The organism is Mesorhizobium onobrychidis, from assembly GCF_024707545.1.
GTDB lineage: Bacteria > Pseudomonadota > Alphaproteobacteria > Rhizobiales > Rhizobiaceae > Mesorhizobium > Mesorhizobium onobrychidis.
On sequence record NZ_CP062229.1, the window covers coordinates 11,726 to 34,023 of the forward strand.

The 22,298-nt window shown below is 63.1% G+C and carries 20 protein-coding genes; 2 read left to right on the forward strand and 18 right to left on the reverse strand.

Going from position 1 to position 22,298, the window contains the following annotated elements:
* Positions 1 to 18: 18 nt before the first annotated feature.
* The 9 genes from pnp to rimP all read right to left on the reverse strand — a co-directional run bounded on the left by pnp (position 19) and on the right by rimP (position 11,228).
* Complete coding sequence (pnp, locus tag IHQ72_RS00065; protein ID WP_095493596.1) at positions 19 to 2,166, reverse strand: polyribonucleotide nucleotidyltransferase; 2,148 nt, start codon at positions 2,164 to 2,166, stop codon at positions 19 to 21.
* 407 nt (positions 2,167 to 2,573) lie between these two features.
* Positions 2,574 to 2,861: a 30S ribosomal protein S15 gene (gene rpsO / locus IHQ72_RS00070; RefSeq protein ID WP_309508987.1), complete on the reverse strand. Its 288-nt coding sequence runs from the start codon at positions 2,859 to 2,861 to the stop codon at positions 2,574 to 2,576.
* A gap of 164 nt (positions 2,862 to 3,025) precedes the next feature.
* Entirely contained in the window at positions 3,026 to 4,120 is a 1,095-nt protein-coding gene (corA, locus tag IHQ72_RS00075; protein ID WP_258120602.1) for a magnesium/cobalt transporter CorA, read from the reverse strand.
* Positions 4,121 to 4,165: 45 nt separating this feature from the next.
* Positions 4,166 to 5,128 carry a tRNA pseudouridine(55) synthase TruB gene (gene truB / locus IHQ72_RS00080; protein WP_258120603.1) on the reverse strand — a complete coding sequence of 321 codons (963 nt, stop codon included), beginning with the start codon at positions 5,126 to 5,128 and terminating at the stop codon, positions 4,166 to 4,168.
* The gene (gene rbfA, locus IHQ72_RS00085) at positions 5,128 to 5,565 is read right to left on the reverse strand and encodes a 30S ribosome-binding factor RbfA (RefSeq protein ID WP_258120604.1); all 438 of its coding nucleotides are present in this window, start codon (positions 5,563 to 5,565) and stop codon (positions 5,128 to 5,130) included. The genes truB and rbfA overlap by 1 nt, the downstream gene beginning before the upstream one ends.
* A 125-nt stretch (positions 5,566 to 5,690) precedes the next feature.
* The gene (gene infB / locus IHQ72_RS00090) at positions 5,691 to 8,255 is read right to left on the reverse strand and encodes a translation initiation factor IF-2 (RefSeq protein WP_258120605.1); all 2,565 of its coding nucleotides are present in this window, start codon (positions 8,253 to 8,255) and stop codon (positions 5,691 to 5,693) included.
* Entirely contained in the window at positions 8,252 to 8,902 is a 651-nt protein-coding gene (locus tag IHQ72_RS00095) for an RNA-binding protein (RefSeq protein ID WP_258120606.1), read from the reverse strand. Before IHQ72_RS00095 ends, infB begins: the two co-directional genes overlap by 4 nt.
* Positions 8,903 to 8,940: 38 nt before the next feature.
* Entirely contained in the window at positions 8,941 to 10,536 is a 1,596-nt protein-coding gene (gene nusA, locus IHQ72_RS00100; protein ID WP_029356954.1) for a transcription termination factor NusA, read from the reverse strand.
* 47 nt (positions 10,537 to 10,583) lie between these two features.
* Positions 10,584 to 11,228 carry a ribosome maturation factor RimP gene (gene rimP, locus IHQ72_RS00105; RefSeq protein WP_095493602.1) on the reverse strand — a complete coding sequence of 215 codons (645 nt, stop codon included), beginning with the start codon at positions 11,226 to 11,228 and terminating at the stop codon, positions 10,584 to 10,586.
* Between the two features lie 298 nt (positions 11,229 to 11,526).
* Here rimP and IHQ72_RS00110 point away from each other — a divergent pair, with 298 nt between their 5' ends.
* Positions 11,527 to 11,691: a hypothetical protein gene (locus IHQ72_RS00110; RefSeq protein ID WP_077377234.1), complete on the forward strand. Its 165-nt coding sequence runs from the start codon at positions 11,527 to 11,529 to the stop codon at positions 11,689 to 11,691.
* Positions 11,692 to 11,771: 80 nt separating this feature from the next.
* On the opposite strand, the gene trmB is transcribed toward IHQ72_RS00110, so the two are convergent.
* From trmB to IHQ72_RS00135, 5 genes are all read right to left on the reverse strand, one after another.
* Positions 11,772 to 12,473, reverse strand: a complete 702-nt coding sequence (trmB, locus tag IHQ72_RS00115) for a tRNA (guanosine(46)-N7)-methyltransferase TrmB (protein ID WP_258120607.1) — start codon at positions 12,471 to 12,473, stop codon at positions 11,772 to 11,774.
* An 11-nt stretch (positions 12,474 to 12,484) separates the two neighbouring features.
* Positions 12,485 to 13,774, reverse strand: coding sequence for a methionine adenosyltransferase (gene metK / locus IHQ72_RS00120; protein ID WP_258120608.1), 1,290 nt, complete (start codon positions 13,772 to 13,774; stop codon positions 12,485 to 12,487).
* Between the two features lie 347 nt (positions 13,775 to 14,121).
* Complete coding sequence (locus IHQ72_RS00125) at positions 14,122 to 14,541, reverse strand: helix-turn-helix domain-containing protein (protein ID WP_095493605.1); 420 nt, start codon at positions 14,539 to 14,541, stop codon at positions 14,122 to 14,124.
* Positions 14,542 to 14,678: 137 nt separating this feature from the next.
* Positions 14,679 to 16,283: an apolipoprotein N-acyltransferase gene (lnt, locus tag IHQ72_RS00130; RefSeq protein WP_258120609.1), complete on the reverse strand. Its 1,605-nt coding sequence runs from the start codon at positions 16,281 to 16,283 to the stop codon at positions 14,679 to 14,681.
* 340 nt (positions 16,284 to 16,623) lie between these two features.
* Positions 16,624 to 17,322 carry a winged helix-turn-helix transcriptional regulator gene (locus IHQ72_RS00135; RefSeq protein WP_258120610.1) on the reverse strand — a complete coding sequence of 233 codons (699 nt, stop codon included), beginning with the start codon at positions 17,320 to 17,322 and terminating at the stop codon, positions 16,624 to 16,626.
* A gap of 177 nt (positions 17,323 to 17,499) precedes the next feature.
* On the opposite strand from IHQ72_RS00135, the gene IHQ72_RS00140 reads away from it, so the two are divergent.
* Complete coding sequence (locus IHQ72_RS00140; RefSeq protein WP_258120611.1) at positions 17,500 to 18,918, forward strand: FAD-binding oxidoreductase; 1,419 nt, start codon at positions 17,500 to 17,502, stop codon at positions 18,916 to 18,918.
* 278 nt (positions 18,919 to 19,196) lie between these two features.
* On the opposite strand, the gene IHQ72_RS00145 is transcribed toward IHQ72_RS00140, so the two are convergent.
* From IHQ72_RS00145 to IHQ72_RS00160, 4 genes are read right to left on the reverse strand one after another with little or no spacing between them, the layout of a single operon-like run.
* Positions 19,197 to 19,667 carry a VOC family protein gene (locus IHQ72_RS00145; RefSeq protein ID WP_258120612.1) on the reverse strand — a complete coding sequence of 157 codons (471 nt, stop codon included), beginning with the start codon at positions 19,665 to 19,667 and terminating at the stop codon, positions 19,197 to 19,199.
* A 17-nt stretch (positions 19,668 to 19,684) separates the two neighbouring features.
* Entirely contained in the window at positions 19,685 to 20,758 is a 1,074-nt protein-coding gene (locus tag IHQ72_RS00150) for a hemolysin family protein (RefSeq protein ID WP_258120613.1), read from the reverse strand.
* 27 nt (positions 20,759 to 20,785) lie between these two features.
* Positions 20,786 to 21,292 carry an rRNA maturation RNase YbeY gene (ybeY, locus tag IHQ72_RS00155; protein ID WP_258120614.1) on the reverse strand — a complete coding sequence of 169 codons (507 nt, stop codon included), beginning with the start codon at positions 21,290 to 21,292 and terminating at the stop codon, positions 20,786 to 20,788.
* Between the two features lie 12 nt (positions 21,293 to 21,304).
* Positions 21,305 to 22,297, reverse strand: coding sequence for a PhoH family protein (locus IHQ72_RS00160; RefSeq protein WP_374120428.1), 993 nt, complete (start codon positions 22,295 to 22,297; stop codon positions 21,305 to 21,307).
* Position 22,298 lies beyond the last annotated feature (1 nt).

The following is a 22,298-nucleotide window of genomic DNA, read 5'->3' on the forward strand; positions in this document are numbered from 1 at the left end:
ATTGTATCGTCAGATCGCTCAGGCGGCGTCTTCTTCGCCTTCGGCCTTCTTGTCGCGGGCGATCTCCTTGCCCGTGGCCTGGTCGACGACCTTCATCGACAGGCGGACCTTGCCGCGTTCGTCGAAGCCCATCAGCTTGACCCAGACCTTGTCGCCTTCCTTGACGACGTCGGAGGTCTTGGCGACGCGATCGGTAGCGAGCTGCGAGATGTGGACGAGGCCGTCACGCGGTCCGAAGAAATTGACGAAAGCGCCGAAGTCGGCGGTCTTGACGACCGTGCCCTCGTAGATTTCGCCGACTTCCGGCTCGGCGACGATGGTGTGGATCCACTTCTTCGCCGCCTCGATCTCCTTGGCATTGGACGAAGCGATCTTAACCGTGCCGTCGTCCTCGATGTTGATCTTGGCGCCGGTCTTTTCGACGATCTCGCGGATGACCTTGCCGCCCGAGCCGATCACGTCACGGATCTTGTCGGTCGGGATGTGCATGACCTCGATGCGCGGCGCGAATTCGCCGAGTTCGGCACGCGCGCCGGACAGCGCGTGGCCCATTTCGCCGAGGATATGCTGGCGGCCGTCCTTGGCTTGGTCCAGCGCGATCTTCATGATCTCTTCGGTGATGCCCTCGATCTTGATATCCATCTGCAGCGAGGTGATGCCGTTGGCGGTGCCGGCAACCTTGAAGTCCATGTCGCCGAGATGATCCTCGTCGCCGAGAATGTCGGAGAGCACCGCGAAGCGCTCGCCTTCCTTGATGAGACCCATGGCAATGCCGGCGACCGGCTTGGCCAGCGGAACACCGGCATCCATCAGCGCCAGCGAGGTGCCGCAGACGGTGGCCATCGACGACGAACCGTTGGACTCGGTGATCTCCGAGACGACGCGCAGCGTGTAGGGGAACTGGTCTGATGTCGGCAGCATCGGGCGGATCGCGCGCCAGGCCAGCTTGCCGTGACCGATTTCGCGGCGGCCGGGCGAACCCATGCGACCGGTTTCGCCGACCGAATAGGGAGGGAAGTTGTAGTGAAGGAGGAATTTCTCCTTGTACATGCCGGTCAGCGAATCGACATACTGCTCGTCCTCGCCGGTACCGAGCGTGGCGACGACCAGCGCCTGGGTCTCGCCGCGGGTGAACAGCGCCGAGCCGTGGGTACGCGGCAGGACGCCGACTTCGGAGACGATCTTGCGGACCGTCTTCAGATCGCGGCCGTCGATGCGCGAACCGGTGTCGAGGATGTTCCAGCGCACGACCTTGGCCTGGAGCTCCTTGAACACGGTGCCGATCTGTTCGGACGTGTATTTTGCTTCCTCGCCTTCGGCGGGTGCGAACGCAGCCTTGACCTTCGCCTTAACGGCGTCGACGGCGGCATAGCGCTTCTGCTTGTCGGTGATCTTGTAGGCATCGCGAAGCTCGCCTTCTACGATCTTCAGCATCTCCGCTTCAAGCGCCGAATAGTCCGGCGCGGTGAAATCGCGCGGATCCTTGGCGGCGACCTCGGCCAGCTTGATGATCGCGTCGATCACCGGCTGGAAGCCGCGATGGCCGAACATAACGGCGCCGAGCATCAGGTCCTCGCCGAGTTCCTTGGCTTCGGACTCGACCATCAGCACGGCGTCGGAGGTGCCGGCGACGATCAGGTCAAGCTTGGATTCCTGCATCTCATCGACATGCGGATTGAGCACATATTCGCCGTTGATGTAGCCGACGCGGGCGCCGCCGATCGGACCCATGAAGGGGACGCCGGACAGCGTCAAGGCCGCCGAGGTGGCGACGATCGACAGAATGTCCGGGTCGTTTTCGAGATCATGCTGGACGACGGTGACGACGATCTGCGTGTCGTTCTTGTAACCGTCAGCGAAGAGCGGGCGGATGGGACGGTCGATAAGGCGGGAAACCAGCGTTTCCTTTTCGCTCGGACGACCTTCGCGCTTGAAATAGCCGCCCGGGATCTTGCCGGCGGCATAGGTCTTTTCCTGATAGTTGACGGTCAGCGGGAAGAAATCGAGGCCGGGCTTCGGTTCCTTCATCGAAACGACGGTGGCGAGAACCTTGGTTTCGCCGTAGGTGGCGAGCACCGCGCCGTCAGCCTGGCGCGCAATCTTGCCGGTTTCGAGGATGAGCGGGCGGCCGCCCCATTCGATTTCCACTTTGTGGTGATTGAACATGTCTTGTCCTTCATATGCGGAAAGGGCCGCGCCATTTCACCGTGCGCGAGTGCCCCTTTCCCTTGGCTTCGTTTCTAGGGCAGCCACGGGCAAGACAACGGGAAGCTCGGGTAAATCCGGCGCGGTGCCGGGCGAGCGTCCTGCAATCCTGCCCCATGACCGTCCATGGGCGGTTTCGAATGGCCCTGTGCTATCTCGAAACCGGGTCTGGCCAATCGATCCGACTGGCCTTGCGCATGACCCCGAAAACCGCGGCTCTCGGAAAATGCCTTGCGCAAATTCAAAGTTTCAGAGCGTCCTATGTGCGCGTCCAAATCGATGCGCGGCGCTCTACTTCCTTCATTAGAGCAATGGACTGCTCCAATACGCGACCGGCGGGCTCTCGAAAGAACCCGCCGGTCAATTCGTCAACGGCGCAGACCGAGCTTCTCGATCAGCGTCTGATAGCGCGCGTCATCCTTGCGCTTGAGATAATCAAGCAGGCTGCGGCGCTGGGAGACGAGAGCGAGCAGACCACGGCGGGAATGGTTATCCTTCTTGTGGTCCTTGAAATGGTCGGTCAGGTTCTTGATGCGCTCGGAAAGGATGGCCACCTGGACTTCCGGGGACCCGGTATCGCCCTTGGCGGTTGCGAATTCACCCATCAATTCCTTTTTGCGCTCGGCAGTAATCGACATCGTGTTTTTCCTTATCAGTTTGAGGAAACGGGACGCCCTCGGCCGGGATGTCGTCCAGCAGGGGCCGGTACAAGCAACGTGTCATTGCACGATGCTGCGGCGCATATAGTGCAATTCAGGCAAAAACACCAGCCCAATTCACAAGCCGGCTTTTTGCTGCACAAACGAAGATTTCCCTTCGGCTAAAGCCATTTCTTCCATCTGAAGAAGGCGACAAGCCCGAGCGCAACAAGGGCCATGAACACGAGCGCCGCCGGATAGCCGTATTGGGCCTTCAGCTCCGGCATGTTCCATGGCGAGGTTTCGGGATCGAAGTTCATGCCCCACACGCCGGCGAGAAAGGTGAGCGGGATGAAGATCACCGAGACGATCGTCAGATAGCTGATGACGTCGCTGGTGCGCGCCTGGCTCAGCGACAGATGCATCTCGATCAGACCGGTCAGCATGTCGCGCTGGGTTTCGACCAGTTCGATGAGCCGAAGCGAATGATCGAGCGTGTCGTTCAGGAAGATCTTGGTCTCGGGCTTCACATAGGGCACGTCGTTGCGGATCAGCGTCGCCAGCGCATCGCGCATCGGCCAAAGCACCCCCTTCAGCACGTTGGCGTCGCGCCGCAACTCGTGAAGCCGCCGCATCTGGTGCTTGTCCGCCGCCCGCAGCATCTGATCCTCGATGCTGTCGACCAATTCGCCGGCAGTCTCGATCGGCGGGAAATAGCTGTCGACAATGGCGTCGATCAGCGCATAGGCGAGATAGTCAGCGCCGCGTGCGCGCAGCCGGTTGGGCATCGAGCTTTCGATGCGCTTGCGCACGGGATCGAACGGATCGCCTTCGCGCTCCTGGAAGGTGACGACGAAGTTCCTGCCGAAGAAGACCGCGATCTGCTCGTAACGATGCGCGGTGACGTCGTCGATCATCCTGACGACGACGAAGGCATGGTCCTCGAAGAAATCCACCTTCGGCCGCTGGCCGGTGTTGACGACGTCTTCCAGCGCCAGCGGATGCAGGCTGAAAATCCGACCGATCTCCTCGATCAGCGGGATGTTGGCGAGACCGGTACAATCGAGCCAAATGACCGGCCAAGTGTCGCAATGAGCGTTGACGTCGTCGATGCTGGCATTTTCGATTGTCTCGAATTTGTCGGGCGACATCAGCGTCAGTCGCAGTTCGCTGCGCCGCGCCGCCGGGTCGGCGATCAGCGTGCCCGGTGATGCGCCGACCGGCGGCCGCCGTGCTGTCACCGGCGCCCGCTTCTTGATCGTCTCGGCCTTTGCCATGTGGCCCCTCGGATGTTAGGTCTGATCGAGATTAGACGACGGGACTCACCCGGCAAAGACCCGCTTCGGCTTGAACATGCCTTGTTCGACGGCGCCGATGGCGACCAGCTTGCCGCGCGCAGTAGCGCAGGCTTCCTCGGCTTCCACCGGCGCGTCGCGGCCACGGATGATGACCGGATTGCCGAGGCGGATTTTTGTTGCAGCGTCGTCGCTGATCGCGATTTGCGGCAGGCAGTCGAGCGCGGCTGATGTGTCGACCAGGAGCGCATCGATGGCGTCGAAATCGACCGGCACCGTGTCCGCTGAATCCGAACGTTCATCGCCCTGTTCGCCGAATCGAGCGGCTTCCAACTCGGCGATGGTGACGAAGTCTTCCTGCGTGAACGGCTCGACCTCGATCCGGCGCAGTTCGGCGATGTGACCGAAACAGCCGAGGTCGCGGCCCATGTCGCGGGCCAGCGAGCGCACATAAGTGCCCTTGCCGCATTCGACCTCGAAAATGGTGCGATCAGGATTGTGCTCGATCAGGTCGAGACGGCCGATCTCGACTTCCCGCGCCGGGATGTCGACCGTCGCGCCGTCACGGGCAAGGTCATAGGCGCGCTCGCCTGCGATCTTGATGGCCGAAAATTGCGGCGGCGTCTGCATGATGACGCCGGTGTATTTCGGCATCAGCAAAAGCACATCGGCTTCAGCCGGACGCTGGTCGGAGCTTTTCGTCACCGGCCCTTCGAGGTCATCGGTCGAACGCTCCTCACCCCAGGCAACCGTGAAGCGGTAGACCTTGGCGCCATCCTGGACATAGGGCACGGTCTTGGTCGCTTCGCCGAGCGCAATCGGCAGCATGCCGGAAGCGAGCGGGTCGAGCGTGCCGGCATGGCCGGCCTTTTCCGCCTGGAACAACCATTTGATCTTGGAGACGGCTTCGGTCGAGCCCATGCCGACGGGCTTGTCCAGCACCAGCCAGCCGGAGATCGGCCGGCCCTTCTTCTTGCCGCGACGCGCCACTATTTTTCGTCCTTGTCGTTGTCTTTATTCTGATCGCCAATCTGGGCGCCCGGGCCGAGATCGCGCGCCACTTCGGGCGAGTGCAACAATTCGTTGATCTTCTGGAAATTGTCGTAGCTGGTGTCGAGCCGGAAGCGGAATTCCGGCATATACTTCATCTGCCGGAGCGCGCCGGAAACGCGGCCGCGCACGAATTTCGCATGCTTGTTGAGCGCTTCGACCACCGCATCGGCATCGCCAGCGCCGAGCGGCGAGACGAAGGCGGTGGCGATCTTCAGATCGGGCGACATGCGCACCTCCGAGACCGAAACCACCGCATTCTCGATCAGCGGATCGAGGATTTCGCCGCGTTGCAAGGTTTCCGACAGCGCATGGCGCACCTGCTCGCCGACGCGAAGCATGCGCTGGGATGGACCTGACGTGGTTGAACGGGGCATTTTTCTCTATCCTGAAATCGTGAGGCACGGGATGGGACCGCGCCGCATGTCTCATATGCTTTGGGCGGCAGCCTTTCGACCACCGCCCGGTCTCAGTAGATGCTCGAACTCAAGTTGCTCGAAACTCAGAGCGTCCTGGTCACCATCTCGACGCGGAAGCACTCGATGACGTCGCCGACGCGCATGTCTTCGTAGTTCTGGAAGGCCATGCCGCATTCCTGGCCGCCCGGGACTTCCGCGACTTCGTCCTTGAAGCGCTTCAGGGTCTTCAGCGTGCCTTCGTGGATGACGACGTTGTCGCGGATCAGGCGAACGCCCGCACCGCGCTCGACCTTGCCTTCGGTGACACGGCAGCCGGCGATCTTGCCGACCTTGGTGATGTCGAAGATCTCGAGGATCTCCGCATTGCCGATGAAGGTCTCGCGACGCTCCGGCGACAGAAGGCCGGAGAGCGCCGCCTTCACGTCATCCACGAGATTGTAGATGATCGAGTAGTAGCGGATCTCGATGCCCGCAGCCGCGGCAGCAGCACGCGCCTGCACATTGGCTCGGACGTTGAAGCCGATGATCGCGGCACCCGAGGTTTCCGCCAACGACACATCGCTTTCGGTGATGCCGCCGGCCCCCGCATGAACGATGCGCGCACGCACCTCGTCGGTGCCGAGCTTGTCCAGCGCCGCGCTGATCGCCTCGATAGAGCCCTGCACGTCGCCCTTGATGACCAGCGGGAATTCCTTCAGCCCGCTCGTCTGCAGTTGCGACATCATCTGTTCGAGCGAGCCGCGCTGGCCGGCATGCTTGGCCACCGCCTTCTCGCGCGCCAGACGCTGGCGGTATTCGGTGATCTCGCGGGCGCGGGCTTCATTGTTGACCACGGCGAAGCGGTCGCCGGCCTGCGGGGTTCCCTGCAGACCGAGCACCTCCACCGGCATCGCCGGCGGCGCTTCCTTGATCTGCCCGCCGCGGTCGTTGACCAGCGCGCGCACCCGGCCCCATTCGTTGCCGGCAACGAGGATGTCGCCGGGCATCAGCGTGCCGGTCTGGACCAGCACGGTGGCGACGGGGCCGCGGCCCTTGTCGAGCTGGGCTTCGATGACGACGCCCTCGGCGGTGCGGTCCGGATTGGCCTTCAGGTCGAGGATTTCGGCCTGCAGCAGGATCGCTTCGAGCAGCTTGTCCAGATTGGTACCCTTGGTCGCCGACACTTCGACGTCCAGCACCTCGCCGCCCATCGATTCGACGAAGACTTCGTGGCGCAGCAGTTCCGAGCGCACCTTCTGCGGGTCGGCGTCATGCTTGTCGATCTTGTTGATCGCCACAATGATCGGAACGCCGGCCGCCTTGGCATGGCTGATCGATTCGATCGTCTGCGGCATCACGCTGTCGTCGGCCGCCACTACGAGGATGGCGATGTCTGTCGCCTGGGCGCCGCGGGCGCGCATCGCCGTGAAGGCGGCGTGGCCGGGCGTATCGATGAAGGTGATCTTGTGACCGTTCTTCTCGACCTGATAGGCGCCGATATGCTGGGTGATGCCGCCGGCCTCACCGGACACGACATTGGCGTTGCGGATGGCATCGAGCAGCGACGTCTTGCCGTGATCGACATGGCCCATGATGGTCACCACCGGCGGACGCGGCTCGAGATCTTCGGGACGATCAGCGATGTTGAAGAGGCCTTCCTCGATGTCGGACTCGGCGACGCGGCGAACCGTGTGGCCGAATTCGGTGGCGACCAGCTCGGCCGTGTCGGCGTCGATGACGTCGCCCGGCTTTAGGATCTGGCCCTGTTTCATGAAGAACTTGACCACATCGACGGCGCGCTCGGACATGCGCTGCGCCAGTTCCTGGATGGTGATGGTTTCGGGCAGTATCACTTCGCGCATGACTTTCTCGCGCGGTTCATTATGCAGCGCGCGCTTGAATTTCTCCTGCCGCCGACGCATCGACGACAGCGAACGCGCACGCGCATCCTCATCGGAAAGTGCGGCATTGAGCGTCAGCTTGCCGCGGCGGCGATCTTCCTCGCCCTTGGTCGGCTTGGCCGGACGCGCCACTTCGGGCGTGACCGGACGGCGCACCGGGGCGCCGGCGCCGGTGCGCTTCGGCTTGATGTCCTCGTCGTCGACTGTCGCCAGTTCGGCGGCCAGCGGCGCGCGGCGGCGCGCATCTTCCTCGGCACGCCGGCGCGACTCGGCCTCGGCCTGCAGCCGGGCTTCTTCCTCGGCCTGGCGGCGCGCGGATTCCTCGCGCTCGCGACGGCGGCGCTCTTCATCCTCGGCGCGGCGCTTGGCCTCGTCGATGGCGCGCTGACGATCCTCGACGTCGCGCACCTTCGAACCCTCAAGAGCCCGGCGGCGCGCCTCCATCTCGTTGCGCGACAATTCGTTCAGCACCATGCCGCCGCGTTCGACAGGCGGCAGAGGCGGCGGCGCCTTGGGCGCCTCCTGCACAACGGGCGCTGCCGCGACCGGCGCCTTCGGCGTGAAGACGGACGGGGCAGCGGCCGGCTCCGGCTTGTCACCGGGCAGCGAGAACTTGCGCTTCTTGGTCTCGACCACGACCGCCTTGGTGCGGCCATGCGAGAAGCTCTGGCGCACGGTGCCCTGTTCCGTACCGGGGCGCTTCAGCGTCAAAGTCTTCTTCGGCGTAACACTCAACGTCTTGTCGTCGCCCGATTTCGTATCGTTCATTCCATATCCTCTGCGGCATCATCTTCGTCAGCAACGGCCGCAAGCATTGCCAGATCGTCCGGGGAACCGCCCCGATACCGGTCGAGCGCAACCATGCGCTTCTGGACCGCCCTGCCCGCGTCTCCCGCGAGAACGGCAGCATGTATCACATTTGTACCCCCCAATGCCAAGCTCAACTCGGCCTCGGAGAAAAGTTTGTAGGCAGGAATGGCGGGGCCGCCAAGGTAGACAGTTGCCCGTCGCGCCTGGCTGATCTTGCGGACGCCGTCATCTGACGCCTCGGTCGCATGCAACACGAAAAGCGCCAGCCCACTACGCACCGCGCTTTCGACTTTGGTGGCGCCGAGCGCGATCGCGCCTGCCTTGCGGGCAAGACCGAGCATGCCCAGAGCGGATCTGGAAAGCAGCCCGTCGACCATGCCGCCGAGATCGGTAGGCACGGTCACCTGCGCCTTGAAGGCGCGAGCGAACAGGTTCTTCGCTGCCGCCTTGTCGATATGTAGGCGGTCGGCCGTCACCCAGCAACCGCGGCCGGGCAGGTTTTTCTTGATGTCCGGAACGACGGCCGAATCCGGGCCGACGACGAAACGGATCAATTCATCCGGTTCGGCCTGTCTGCGCGTGACGATGCAAGTGCGATCGTTCATCTCTTCCAAGGGCGGGTTGTGTGCGATGCGGTTTCACCTCACGCACCAACGGCTTCGTCAGCCGGCACGTCTTCGGCTGCAAGCTCGTCTTCGGTGATCCAGCCGGCCTTGAGGCGGGCGGCCAGAACCATCTGCTCGGCATCGGCACGCGACACGCCGTGACTGGCGAGCACGCCGGGGAACACCTTCGTCTCGCCGTCCTTGCGTTCCTTCCAGCCGGTCAGGTCATCGGCCGCATAGCCGGCGAAATCCTCGATCGTCTTCACGCCGTCCTCGCCGAGCGTCACCATCATGGCGGTGGTCACGCCAGGAATCTCACGCAGCTCGTCCTTGACGCCCAGCGCCTTGCGCTTCTCGTCATGCTCGGCTTCGATCTTCTCCAGATACTCGCGGGCGCGGGCCTGTATTTCCGAGGCGGTGTCCTCGTCGAAGCCGTCGATCGACGCGATCTCGTCGGCATCGACATAGGCGACTTCCTCGACACTGGTGAAGCCTTCGGAGGCGAGCACCTGGCCGACCATCTCGTCGACGTTGAGCGCATCCATGAACAGAGCTGAGCGTTCGACGAACTCCTTCTGGCGGCGCTCGCTCTCTTCCTGCTCGGTCAGGATATCGATATCCCAGCCGGTGAGCTGCGAGGCGAGCCGGACGTTCTGGCCGCGGCGGCCGATGGCCAGCGACAGCTGGTCGTCCGGCACCACGACCTCGATGCGTTCGGCGTCCTCGTCGAGCACGACCTTGGCGACTTCCGCCGGCTGCAGCGCGTTGACGATGAAGGAAGCGGCCGAAGGCGACCACGGAATGATGTCGATCTTCTCGCCCTGCAATTCGCCGACCACTGCCTGAACGCGGCTGCCGCGCATGCCGACGCAGGCGCCGACCGGATCGATGGAACTGTCACGCGAGATGACGGCGATCTTGGCGCGCGAACCCGGATCGCGGGCGACCGACTTGATCTCGATGATGCCGTCGTAGATTTCCGGCACTTCCATGGTGAACAGCTTCGCCATGAACTGCGGATGGGTGCGCGACAGGAATATCTGCGGACCGCGCTGCTCGCGGCGCACGTCATAGACATAGGCGCGGACGCGATCGCCATATTTGTAGTTTTCGCGCGGGATCAGCTCGTCGCGGCGGATGATCGCCTCGCCGCGGCCGAGATCGACGATGACATTGCCGTATTCGACGCGCTTGACGGTGCCGTTGACGATCTCGCCGATGCGGTCCTTGTACTCGTCATACTGGCGGTCACGCTCGGCCTCGCGCACCTTCTGCACGATGACCTGCTTGGCCGACTGGGCGGCGATGCGGCCGAAATCCATCGGCGGCAGCTGTTCGGCAATGAAGTCGCCGAGCTGGGCGTCGGGATTGCGCTCGCGCGCCGAGGAAATGGCGATCTGCGTCGCATAGTCGTCGACCTTCTCGACCACCTCCATCAGCCGCTGCAGCTTCATCTCGCCGGTATTCGGATTGATGTCGGCACGGATGTTGGTTTCCTGGCCATAGCGCGAGCGCGCCGCCTTCTGGATCGCATCGGCCATGGCGGCGATGACGATCGACTTGTCGATCGACTTTTCACGCGCGACCGCATCGGCGATCTGCAGCAGTTCAAGCCTGTTGGCGCTTACAACCATCGTTTTTCTCCCGAGCTTGTTGCCGAGCCTTGCGCCCGGCAGCCCAATCACATTTCCTGTTCGGTTTCATCTTCCGCGCCCGCTTCTACGCCCTCTGGCGCGTCTTCGGGTTCGCCGCGGCGCTTCTTGGCTTCCTTGCGCGCCCTGTTGTCCTTCGACAGTGCGTCGCGGATAAGGTCGTCGGTCAGGATCAGCCGTGCTTCGGCAATCGCATCGTAGGGCACACGCACCGTCGGCTGTTCGCCATAGGCCGCCTTGTCGCGCTCGATCAGCACGCCGTCCGCGTCGCTCTCGGCGATCTTGCCCTTGAAGCGCTTGCGGTCGGCGACAAGGACCGAGGTTTCCATCTTCACCAGATGACCCGTCCAGGTCGCGAAATCCGACTTACGGACCAGCGGCCGGTCGATACCCGGCGACGACACTTCGAGATGATATGCCTTTTCGATCGGATCATCGACATCAAGCGCAGGCGACACCGCCCGGCTGACCTCTTCGCAATCCTCGACGGTCATGGTGCCGTCCTCGCGCTCGGCCATGATCTGCAGCGTCAGCCCATTCTGGCCCGTCAGATGCACCCTGACAAGGCGGAAGCCGATGGCACGCAGCACCGGCTGCACGATCAGCGCGATGCGCGCATCGATGCCGCTTTCGCGGATGATGCGGTCGTCGCTGTCGGGTACCGTTGCCGTCATTCTATTCCTGTCGCTTCATTGGTGGTCGGAAGGTAATAAAAAAGAGCGGGACCGGGTGGACCCACTCTTCGCCATACCGACCAAGAATTTGAGGCTGATATAGACGATCGCGGCCGTCGTTTCAAGTCCGCATGCGTGGCCCGCGTGCAGGGCCGGGCGAAACTGCCGGAGGTGGCAGCCTTGCACAGAACGCATAGCGGCCATGCGGCGACATCCCTGTGATATCAGGCAATACGCGCCTATCTATGTTGCGCTGCACAAATTCAATCACGCATTGCAGCGGTGAAAGGGCATAATCATGACCAACCGCAAGGTTTTCTCGGCCATCGGCGATTTCTTCACCGTGTTCGGCAGCGCCGTCGCCGCTTCGCACGCCGTCGAAGCCGGGCGCAAGCCGCGCGCGCACGATCTGCGCAATCTCGGCATGGATCCGGCCGCCTTCAACAAGATCGGCCGCTTCTAAGACCGGCGACGCAGGGCGAGGACATCTTTGGTCCTCGTCGACGGCAAAGCGCGCGATGCGCGATGCTTAACGAAGTATGCCTATCTTCGGACGAAGGTGAGATAGGCCGGCCGCCGGCCTTCGCGAATGGCCTTGGCCTCGTAGCGGGTACCCGGCCAACCCTCATAGGGCCGATGCCAGTCGGCTGCCTCTTCAGCCTGCCACGCAAACGCATCATGTGCCCGGCAGTGCAGCAGCGTCCAGTTCACATAGCTATCGATATCGGACGCAAAGCGGAATTTTCCGCCTGACTTCAGCACGCGCGCGAAACGGTCGAGATTGACCGGACTGACGAAGCGGCGCTTCCAGTGTTTCTTCTTCGGCCAGGGATCGGGATAGAGCAGGTCGATGCCGTCGAGCGAGGCTTGCGGGAGCCAGTCGAGCAGGCGTGTGGCGTCGTCGTCATAGACCCGAAGATTGGCAAGCGGCCGTTCCCTGACCGCCATCATCATCTTGGCCATGCCGTTGACGAAAGGCTCGACGCCGACGAAACCGGTCTCAGGAGCCGCGGTCGCCCGATGCAGCAGGTGCTCGCCGCCACCAAAACCAATTTCGAGATGAATGGCGCGGACATCGGCTTCGAACAGGCTGCGCAATTCGGCCGGCGGTCCAGCCGTCAGATCGAGCCGGTAGGTGCTGAAGCCGCTTTCCAGTGCCGCCGCCTGCTGCGGACGGATAGTCTTGCCGCGCCGGCGACCGAAAAATGCTTCGGTCGCACGGCTTGGCCGGTCTTTCGGATCCATGGAAGCCGCGGCTAGGCCGCGACTGCTTCGGCCGGCGCTTCGGCGAGTGCGTCCTTGAGCGCCTTGGCGAGATCGGTCTTTTCCCAGGAGAAGGACCCGTCGCGGCCGGCCTTGCGGCCGAAATGCCCATAAGACGACGTCTTGGCGTAAATCGGCTTGTTGAGATCGAGGTGGCGGCGGATGCCGGACGGCGACAGGTCCATCACGGTGCGCAGCGCCTGCTCGAGCTTTGCCTCATCGACCTTGCCGGTGCCGTGCAGGTCGACATAGACCGACAGCGGCTGGGCGACGCCAATGGCATAGGATAGCTGGATGGTGCAGCGATCGGCGAGCTTGGCGGCCACCACGTTCTTGGCGAGATAGCGTGCCGCATAGGCTGCGGAACGGTCGACCTTGGTAGTGTCCTTGCCGGAAAAAGCACCGCCGCCATGGGGTGCAGCACCGCCGTAAGTGTCGACGATGATCTTGCGCCCGGTCAGGCCGGCGTCGCCGTCTGGCCCGCCGATGACGAATTTGCCCGTCGGGTTGATGTACCAGTTGCAGCTGTCGGCGATCTTCAGTTCGCCCAGCGCCTCGCGGATATAGGGTTCGACGACCTTGCGGACCTTCTTCGAATCCCAGCTGGCGTCGAGATGTTGGGTGGACAGCACGATTTGCGTCACTTCCGCCGCCTTGCCGTCGACATAGCGGACGGTGACCTGGCTCTTGGCGTCCGGCCCGAGCCGGCCGGCATCGCCGTTGCCCTCATGGCGCGCGGCGGCCAGCAATTCGAGGATCTTGTGGCTGTAGTAGATCGGCGCAGGCATCAGATCCGGCGTCTCGCGGCAGGCATAGCCGAACATGATGCCCTGGTCACCGGCCCCTTCCTCGCCTTGCCGGTCGGAGGCATTGTCGACGCCCTGGCCGATATCAGGCGACTGGCCGTGCAGCAGAACCTCGATCTTTGCCGTTTTCCAGTGGAAACCGGCCTGTTCATAGCCGATTTCGCGGATCGCCTTGCGGGCGGCCGACTTGAACTTCGCCGGATTGACGAGCGGATGACCGGCGGCATCCATCAGGATGTTGCCGGCCTTGTCCTTCTTGAGCAGGGTCTCGGGGACGCGCACCTCGCCGGCGATGACGACGCGATTCGTGGTCGCCAGCGTTTCGCAGGCGACGCGGACCTTCCAGGGGTCCATGCCGGTCTTTCTGGCCTCGCGATAGACCAGATCAACGATCTCGTCGGAGATACGATCGCAGACCTTGTCGGGATGACCCTCGGCAACGGATTCCGAGGTGAATAGATAGTTTTGCCGCGTCACGGGTGTCCCCTCTTGAAAAAAATATCGGCACGCTGCCGATTGGCGCGCCACGTGTTAGCCGTGCCGGGCGGCGCTCGTCAAGCGGTGCGGTCATTCTGGTGTGAAAATCGCGCTATTATCTGGTGCCACTGTGACCGGCGGCAGAATGCCGCCAGCGTGCTCAGCTCCAAACCCGTGTTTAGCTTCAACACGTTGATGAAAAAGACTTTGAGCATGGGTGTCGAGCAAAATCGATCCGCTCTCCGCCATGCCTATGGGATGTAAATTCCACGATCTGCGAGATCGCGAGAATTTGCCTGCCCCGCTATGACGGCCTCGCCATTTCCGGCTTTCAAGGGCCCGCCAAATCAATCGACTTCGTCGGTGGAAAGGGCCTTCACAAGCTCGATGATCTTGCGGCGTATCTTCACGTCGGCGATCTTGACGAAGGCCCGGTTGAGTTGAAGACCTTCAGGACTGCCGCAGAATTCGACGGCAAAAGCCATTGATGCATCCTCGGCAAATCCGCGGTTGCCCACGGTCTCCTGGCCCGGCGCGTCCTCGAAAAAGAAAGCGACGGGAACGCCGAGTATCGAGGCGATTGCCTGCAAACGGCTGGCGCCAACGCGATTGGTCCCCTTTTCGTATTTCTGTATCTGCTGAAACGTTATGCCGAGATTCTCGCCCAGCTTCTCCTGACTCATTCCCAACATATTGCGACGAAGCCTGATGCGACTTCCGACATGGATATCGATAGGATTCGGCTTCTTCTTGTTTTCTTCTGCCATTTTTTCCTCGCCGAATTTTTCCGGCTTTTTGTGTTTTTCTGCCCAAACGAAGCCGGCGGCCAGTGCCCCAACACAACGACGTACCGACTTCGAGAAATTTCAAGCCGTTACAGTATGAGTTTCTAATGTGTCGACTGTCAATTCGCCCGTAGCTTTTGCCTTACATTCAATGTGAAAGCGGCCAGGGCACACAGCAACAAGATCAGCAGTCCGTTAATGCGTCTTTGGCTGGAAGAAACGATGGCTTGATTGGAAATCGGAACATGGACGTCGACGGCTCCGCGTGCGTCGATCGCCAGTGCATCGAGGATGCGCCCGCGCGGATCGACGACAGCGGAGATGCCGTTATTGGCTGCACGCAACAAGGGCACCCCGTTCTCCACAGCACGAACCTGCGCCTGCCTGAAATGCTGGTATGGACCCGGCGTGTCACCGAACCACGCGTCGTTCGTGACATTCACAATAAGCTCGGCTGACGTAGCGTCAATCGCAACCAGATCGGGAAAGATGACTTCATAGCAAATGAACGGAAGCACGCGGATGCCACCGGACAGCGTGATCGGATGCCGCTCATTGCCGGCCGCGTAGGTCGTCGGCCCGGCGACGAGCTGTTTGAGCCCTAAGCGGCCAAGCAGGTCGGCAAAAGGCAGATATTCGCCAAAGGGCACCAGATGAACCTTGTCGACAGCATCTGCGATTTCACCCTTGTCGTCGATCGCCACCACCGAATTGTAGTACCGCCTGTCGGCATCTGCCGCCGAGCCGCCCTCCTCCCGGACGACGCCGGCGATCAGCATCTGGCCGTCGCCAAGCATCTCTCCCAGCGCGGTCAGCGCATCGGGACGTTCGGCGAAAAAAAACGGCACGGAGGTTTCCGGCCACAGGATCAATTGCGGCTTGTCATGGCCAGTCGCTGGGCCGGCCTCCGGCGCCTTGGCCGAAAGCCCCATCAGCGTGGCGAAGATCCGGTCGGGCACCGAAGCGTCCCACTTCTCGCTGAGGTCGACAGCCGGCTGCACGATGCGGACGTCGATTGCGCGGGTTGCGGGCTCGACCTTGGCAGCAAGCCTGATATAGCCGAAGCCGACATGGGCCGCGACGAGAACGGCAAGCAGTGCAGCTCCCAGGCGGACATGCCGGCCCGCCGCAAGCAGGGCCGGCAGTGCAAAGACGAAGACCGCCAGCGCGTTCATGCCGACCATGCCGGTCACCGACACGCTCTGCATAAGCAAGGGCACCGGCATCGCCGCGTAGCCGACGGCATTCCACGGGAACCCGGTGAACAGAAAATCGCGCAGCCATTCCGCCAGGCCGAAGCCGAAGGCAAGAGCAGCGATGCGGCCGATGTCGTTGCTCCACAGCAGCCGGGCAACCGCTGTCGCGAAGCCGTAGAAAAAGGCGAGCGCCAGCGGAATTCCGACCACTGCGAAGGGAAGCGCCCAGGCGAAACTGTCGGCCTCGACCAGAAGTGCCGAGCCGATCCACCACAGGCCGGCGAGAAAATAGCCGAAGCCGAACCACCAGCCGACGGCGAAGGACGGCCGCAAACGCCGGAACCAGCCATCGGAGGCTTCGCCGGTCGCGCCGTCGAGGAGCCAGACCAGGAGCGGAAACGAAACGAAACAGACAGCGAAGAAATCGTAAGGCGCCTGGGCAAGAACCGCCAGCGCGCCGGCAAGAAACGCCACAAGCGCGCGGCGCCAGCCCCACAGCAGAATTATCCGGCCGGCCAGGCGCTTCATCAATGCTTCCGAGTCGTGCGAATCACGGCAGAAGATTTATCAGGCCGCGGTCCACGCTCCAAACGGCCACCGCTTCAGCCAGCGTGCCGGATTGAATTTCGGCTCGCGACCCGTTGCTGTCATTCGCAATCGTCGAGCCAATGGCAAAACACTGGATGTCTTCGGACCTTGGTAATACGCCCGCTCTCGGCATCAGTGCTTCGAATTATGTGAATTTCAGGCGAGTGGTTCGATCGGCAATCCGGCGGCTTTCCATTCCGGATAGCATGTGAGATATGGGAGTTTGTTCACGTCACACGCTGGCGGTGCAGTGCCCCATCGGGAGGCCGCATCCGGAATGTCAACCTGCATGACTCGTGGCGGTGCGGGCGATCGGCAGGATGTGGGCGAACATGCTGCGGGCGTTCCAGGTCGGGAAGGCTCTTGCGAGCGACAGGTCGCCGTCGAGCTGGATGCGGTCCTCGCGGGTGGCTTGGGACCAACTGAGCTGGCCGGCGTGCCATTTTACGAAAGCTTCGGCTTCCGCCGTGATGTAGAGGTCCTCGTCGAAGCCAGGGTAAGTCTTGCAGATCTCGGTGTCTCCGAGCTCGATGAGTAGCCAATAGCGCTCCCGGTGTGGGCGGCCGGTGAAGTCGAAGCGTATGACGACGCGTCGATCCGGGAGCCTGTCCCGGCGGAGCGCCTTGCACATCGACCACAGGGCCACAAAGGGGTCTAGGTGTTGGGGGGCGATCTCGAGCCAATGCGCGCCCCACTCGCCGAGCGACTGGCAGACCGTGAAGAGGTCGTGGCCCGCGGACGTGAGCTCGTAGTGTCGCCCGCGCCCGTCGGGCTTGGGATTCGACTCGACGACACCGACCCGTTCGAGCTGCTTGAGCCGCTCTGAGAGCAGGGTACGGGAGAGTCCGGGCGCGCCCTCCAGGATCTCGCTGAAGCTTCCGCAGCCAAGGTGCAGGTTGCGGATGATCAGCGGCGTCCAGCGCTCGGCGAAAATCTCGGCGCCACGGGCGATGGGGCAGTACTGGCCGTATGTCCTCATGACAGACGTCCTCACAACAGCAGTGTTGCGCATCCGCCTCCGATTGTGGAGTCCAGATTGTTGACTATACGGCAGCGGCCCGCCGTGGTCCGATGTGGCCTCTCTCGACGAGAGGAGGACACGATGACGACACCTATGATGACGACAACAACGTACGCAGAAGCCCACCACGGGAGCATGCAGCCAACCGTCGTGGAAATCGACGGGTTCCAAGGCCGGCTGATCAATGCCAGCCACGCCGACTACGATGTCGCCCGTGCAATCTGGAACGGCGCCATTGACCGGCGCCCGCATCTGATCGCCCGATGCATCGGAACCGCCGACGTGGTCGCGGCCGTGCGTTTCGCTCGCGACCACAATCTGGAGATCGCCATACGGGGCGGAGGTCACGGCGTGGCGGGCACCGCCGTTTGCGACGACGGGATCGTCATCGACCTCTCGGCGATGCGGGGCGTGCGGGTCGATCCCGCCGGCCGCAGGGCGTGGGTGCAGGGTGGCGCGCTGTGGGGCGACGTCGACCGCGAGACGCAGGCGCACGGCCTGGCCACCACCGGCGGAATCGTGAGCCATACCGGAGTCGCCGGGCTCACCCTCGGCGGTGGCATCGGCTGGCTGATGCGCAAGCATGGCCTCGCGGTCGACAACCTCCTCGCCGCCGACGTCGTGACGGCCGACGGCGAGCGGCTGCGGGCGTCCGAGGACGAGCACCCCGACCTGTTCTGGGCGTTGCGCGGCGGCGGCGGCAACTTCGGCGTGGTCACCTCGTTCGAGTTCCGCCTGCACCCCGTCGGGCCCACGGTTCTGGCCGGGCCTATCCTCTGGGACGCGAGCGACGCCGGGGAGGTCCTCCGTTTCTACCGCGACTTCATCCGCGACGCTCCCGACGAGCTCGGCACGGTCGTAAAATTCTGCACCGTGCCGCCTCTATCGGTCATTCCCGAGGAACTGCACTGGCGCCCGGTGGTGATGGTGGGCGCGTGCTACGCCGGGCCGATCGAGGACGGTGAGAAGGCGCTCCGCCCGCTCCGCACATTTCGGACTCCCCTCCTCGATCTGGCCGGGCCCAAGCCGTACGTGGTATTCCAGAGCGCGCTCGACTCGACCGTCCTCCACGGTTGGAACTACTACTGGAAGGCCACCCACCTCCCCGCGCTCCGCGACGACCTCATCGACGTGACCGCCGGGCACGCATTCTCCTGCTCGTCGCCACGGTCGTATGTGGCAATGTTCCATCTGAAGGGGGCGGTGAGCCGAGTGGCCGAGGGCGCGACGGCGTTCGGGAACCGGCAAGCGTCGCACGCGATCATCGTCCACGCTGCGTGGCGGCCCGGCGAGGACTTCGGCGACCGAGAGACGGCCTGGACGAGGGGGTTCCTCGCCGCTCTTGGCCGCTTCCGCGAAGGCGTCTACGTCAACTTCCTCGGCGGCGACGAAGACCCGGGCCGGGTCCGAGAGGCGTACGGCGACTCCGTCTTTGACCGGCTGGCTGACGTGAAGTCCTCGTACGACCCCGACAACGTCTTCCACCATAACCAGAACATCCGCCCGGGGCTGAGTGCCGGTGTGAGCGGTTCCGACGGCGCGGGCGATACTTGATAAATTTGGGGTGGTGTTGGATGGGTGCGACGCTGCCGGAGGCGCCTGGGCGAGTGCATAACCGGGCGCTAGGGCTGCGCGGCCGTGAATGACCGGTATCGGCGCATCTTCCCAATTGAGCACAGGCGTGGGAACTTCCGCTCACCAACCGTAGCGGAAATTCGCGGAATCGAAGATTATGCGCTGATGCACGACTACAATGTTGAATATCGAAGGCTGCGCGAAGCGGGTTTCTCCGGCTGGTCGGGAGCCACCATTGATTGTTGGGTAACGAGACGCTATTGGTGCCAGCCTTCGATCTGTAGATCGCCCAGCCGCTCAGCCTCCTCGCGTGGAACGGAGCGTACGGTCTGGGAAAAGGTCCAGACGTGACCTTCAGGATCGCGCGCCCTGTACTGCCGTTCACCGTAGAACTGGTCAGCAGGCTCCTGGACGATCTCGGCTCCCGCCGCCCTTGCACGATCGCAGTGGGCATCAATGCCGTCCTTGAGGCGCACATAGACCGACTGCGTGTTCTTGCCGGCGACCGACGCGGGGCTGGCGACATGGTCGGCCCATTCGGCATCGACGATGATATAGCCGTCACCGAACCGCATCTCGGAATGGACGAGCCTGCCATCAGCGTCGCTGACCACCATGCTTGGCTCGAATCCGAAAGCCTTTTCAAGCCAGATCAATGCGGCGCGCGGATTCTTGTAGAATATGCCAGAGCCCAAGGTTGAGTGCTTGAACGGATCGTCGACCGTCATCGGGCGAGCGGCGTCTCTCAGGCCTGCTCGGCGCGCACCGCGCGCCGGCGGCGCTCGCCCTTCTGGGTCTCCACGATGCGCACGCGTTTGACGCGGCGTGGATCGGCGTCGAGCACGAGGAATTCGAAACCAGGTATGGCCTGCACCACTTCGCCGCGGGCCGGAACACGGCCAAGCGTGTTGAAGATCATGCCGCCGATCGTGTCGACATATTCGCCATGCTCGCCGGCGGCGAAATCCTCGCCGATCATCTTGGTGACTTCGTCGATCTCGGCCTTGCCGTCGACGACGAACACGCCCTCGCCGGTCTGGGTGATCATCGGCTCGTCCTCGTCATGCTCGTCCTCGATGTCGCCGACCACCATCTCGACGATATCCTCGAGCGAGGCCAGACCATCAGTGCCGCCATATTCGTCGATGACCAGCGCCATCTGGGTGCGCATCGCCTGCATCCGCCCCATGAGATCGGAGGCGAGCATCGACGGCGGCACGAAAAGCACCGGGCGGATCAGGTTCAGGTCGCCGATGGTGCGCGCGAGATCGACCTTGGCAAGATCGAGAAGCGTGGTGGCGGCGGCTTTCCTGGTCGTCCTGCCCTTCCTGACGCGGGCGATCTTGGTGATGTGAGCGAGCACGTCGCGGATGTGGACCATGCCGCGCGGGTCGTCGAGCGTTTCCGAATAGACCGGCATGCGGGAATGGCCGGACTGCTCGAACAGTCCCAGAAGATCGCCCAGGTTCGTCGTGATCTCGACCGCCTCGATATCGGCGCGCGGCACCATGACGTCCTCGACGCGCACCTCGCGCAGGCGCAGGATGTTGTTGAGCATGGCCCGCTCGCCGGGCGAGAAGGATCCGGGATCGCTCGCCGTTTCGGCAAGCGCGTCGGCGATCTCCTCGCGCAGGCTGGTGCCGTTGCGTTGCCTGAACAGGCCGAGCACGCGATCGAACAGAGAAGGACCGGCAGGCGATGGCTCGCTGGCGAAGCTGCCGGTCGTGGTACTCGGACTAGAGCCCTCTTCCGTCTGTTCGGATGGCTTGGTCGCACTGCCGGCGTCTGGGCGGGCGGCAGTCTCTGGTTTGTCGTTCATCGTCGTCCGGTCATTTGATCTTTTTAGTTACGCGTAGGGATCGGGAATGGCAAGCCTCGCAAGTGCTGCGCGTTCGACGGCTTCCATTTCCTCGGCCTCGGCGTCGGTCTCGTGATCGTAGCCCAGCAAATGCAGCAGGCCGTGGATGACGAGATGGATGATATGGTTCTCGACAGGCTTGTCTTCCAGTGCGGCTTCCCGCGCGACCGTCTCGGCGGCCAGCACGATGTCGCCCAGCATGGGGGGCAGCGGACCGCCCTTCGCGAGCGGAAAAGCCGGGAAAGACAAGACGTTGGTCGGTTTGTCCTTGCCGCGCCAGCCGGCATTGAGGCTGCGGATATGGGCATCGTCAGAAAAGACGATGCTGAGCTCGGAACGGCCGGCCGCGCCGGTTTCGGCAAATGCAGCGGCAACGGCGCGATCGACCAGCCGCGTCAGCGCGGCCTCATCGGGCCAGTCGCCCGCTTCGACCGCTATATCGATGTCGACGGGAACCGGAAGGTCCCCGCCTACAGACTTTTTGTCCTCAGCCATAAGGCCGCATCTTCAGCCTTCGGCGCCCAGGCCCCGGGCCAGCTTGCCGTCGCGGTCGTAGGCCTTGACGATCTCGGCGACCAGCGGATGCCTGACGACGTCGCCTTCGTTGAAGCGCACCGTCACCATGCCGGTGACGCCGTCGAGGATCCTGAGCGCCTCAACCAGACCGGATTTGGTGTTTTGCGGCAGGTCGATCTGGGTCGGATCGCCGGTGACGATCATGCGCGAATTCTCGCCGAGGCGGGTCAGGAACATCTTCATCTGCATCGGCGTGGTGTTCTGCGCCTCGTCGAGGATGACGGCGGCATGCGCCAGCGTGCGGCCGCGCATGAAAGCCAGCGGCGCGATCTCGATCACCTCGGCGGCAATCGCCCGCTCGACCTTGTCAGCCGGCATCATGTCGTAAAGCGCGTCGTAGAGCGGCCGCAGATAGGGATCGACCTTCTCTTTCATGTCGCCGGGCAGGAAGCCGAGCCGCTCGCCGGCCTCGACGGCCGGCCGCGACAGCACGATGCGCTCGACCATGCCGCGTTCGAGCAGCATCGCCGCATGCGCCACCGCCAGGAAGGTCTTTCCCGTGCCAGCCGGGCCGATGCCGAAGACGAGTTCGGACCGCTCCAGCGCGCGCATATAGGCGTCCTGATTGAGCGAACGGGCGTAGATCGTCTTCTTGCGCGTCGATATCTGGGCGGCGGACACCTTGCCCTTGCGCTCCAGCGTCGGCAGCGTCAGCTGGTCGTCGGCGGCGATCGCCATGCGCACGGCGCCGTCGACGTCGGACTGGCCGATGTCAGCGCCTTTCTGGAGAATGCCGTAGAGATTATCCAGGGCGCGGCGCGCCTGCTCGGCGGCCGAGGCGGAGCCCTTGATGGTCAGCTGGTTGCCTCGCGAGCGGATATCGACGCCAAGCTTCTGCTCGAGCCTGGCCAGATTCTCGTCGAACTGGCCATAAAGGGCGCTGGCAAGCTTGTTGTTGTCGAAAGTCAGAACGATGTGCGCCATA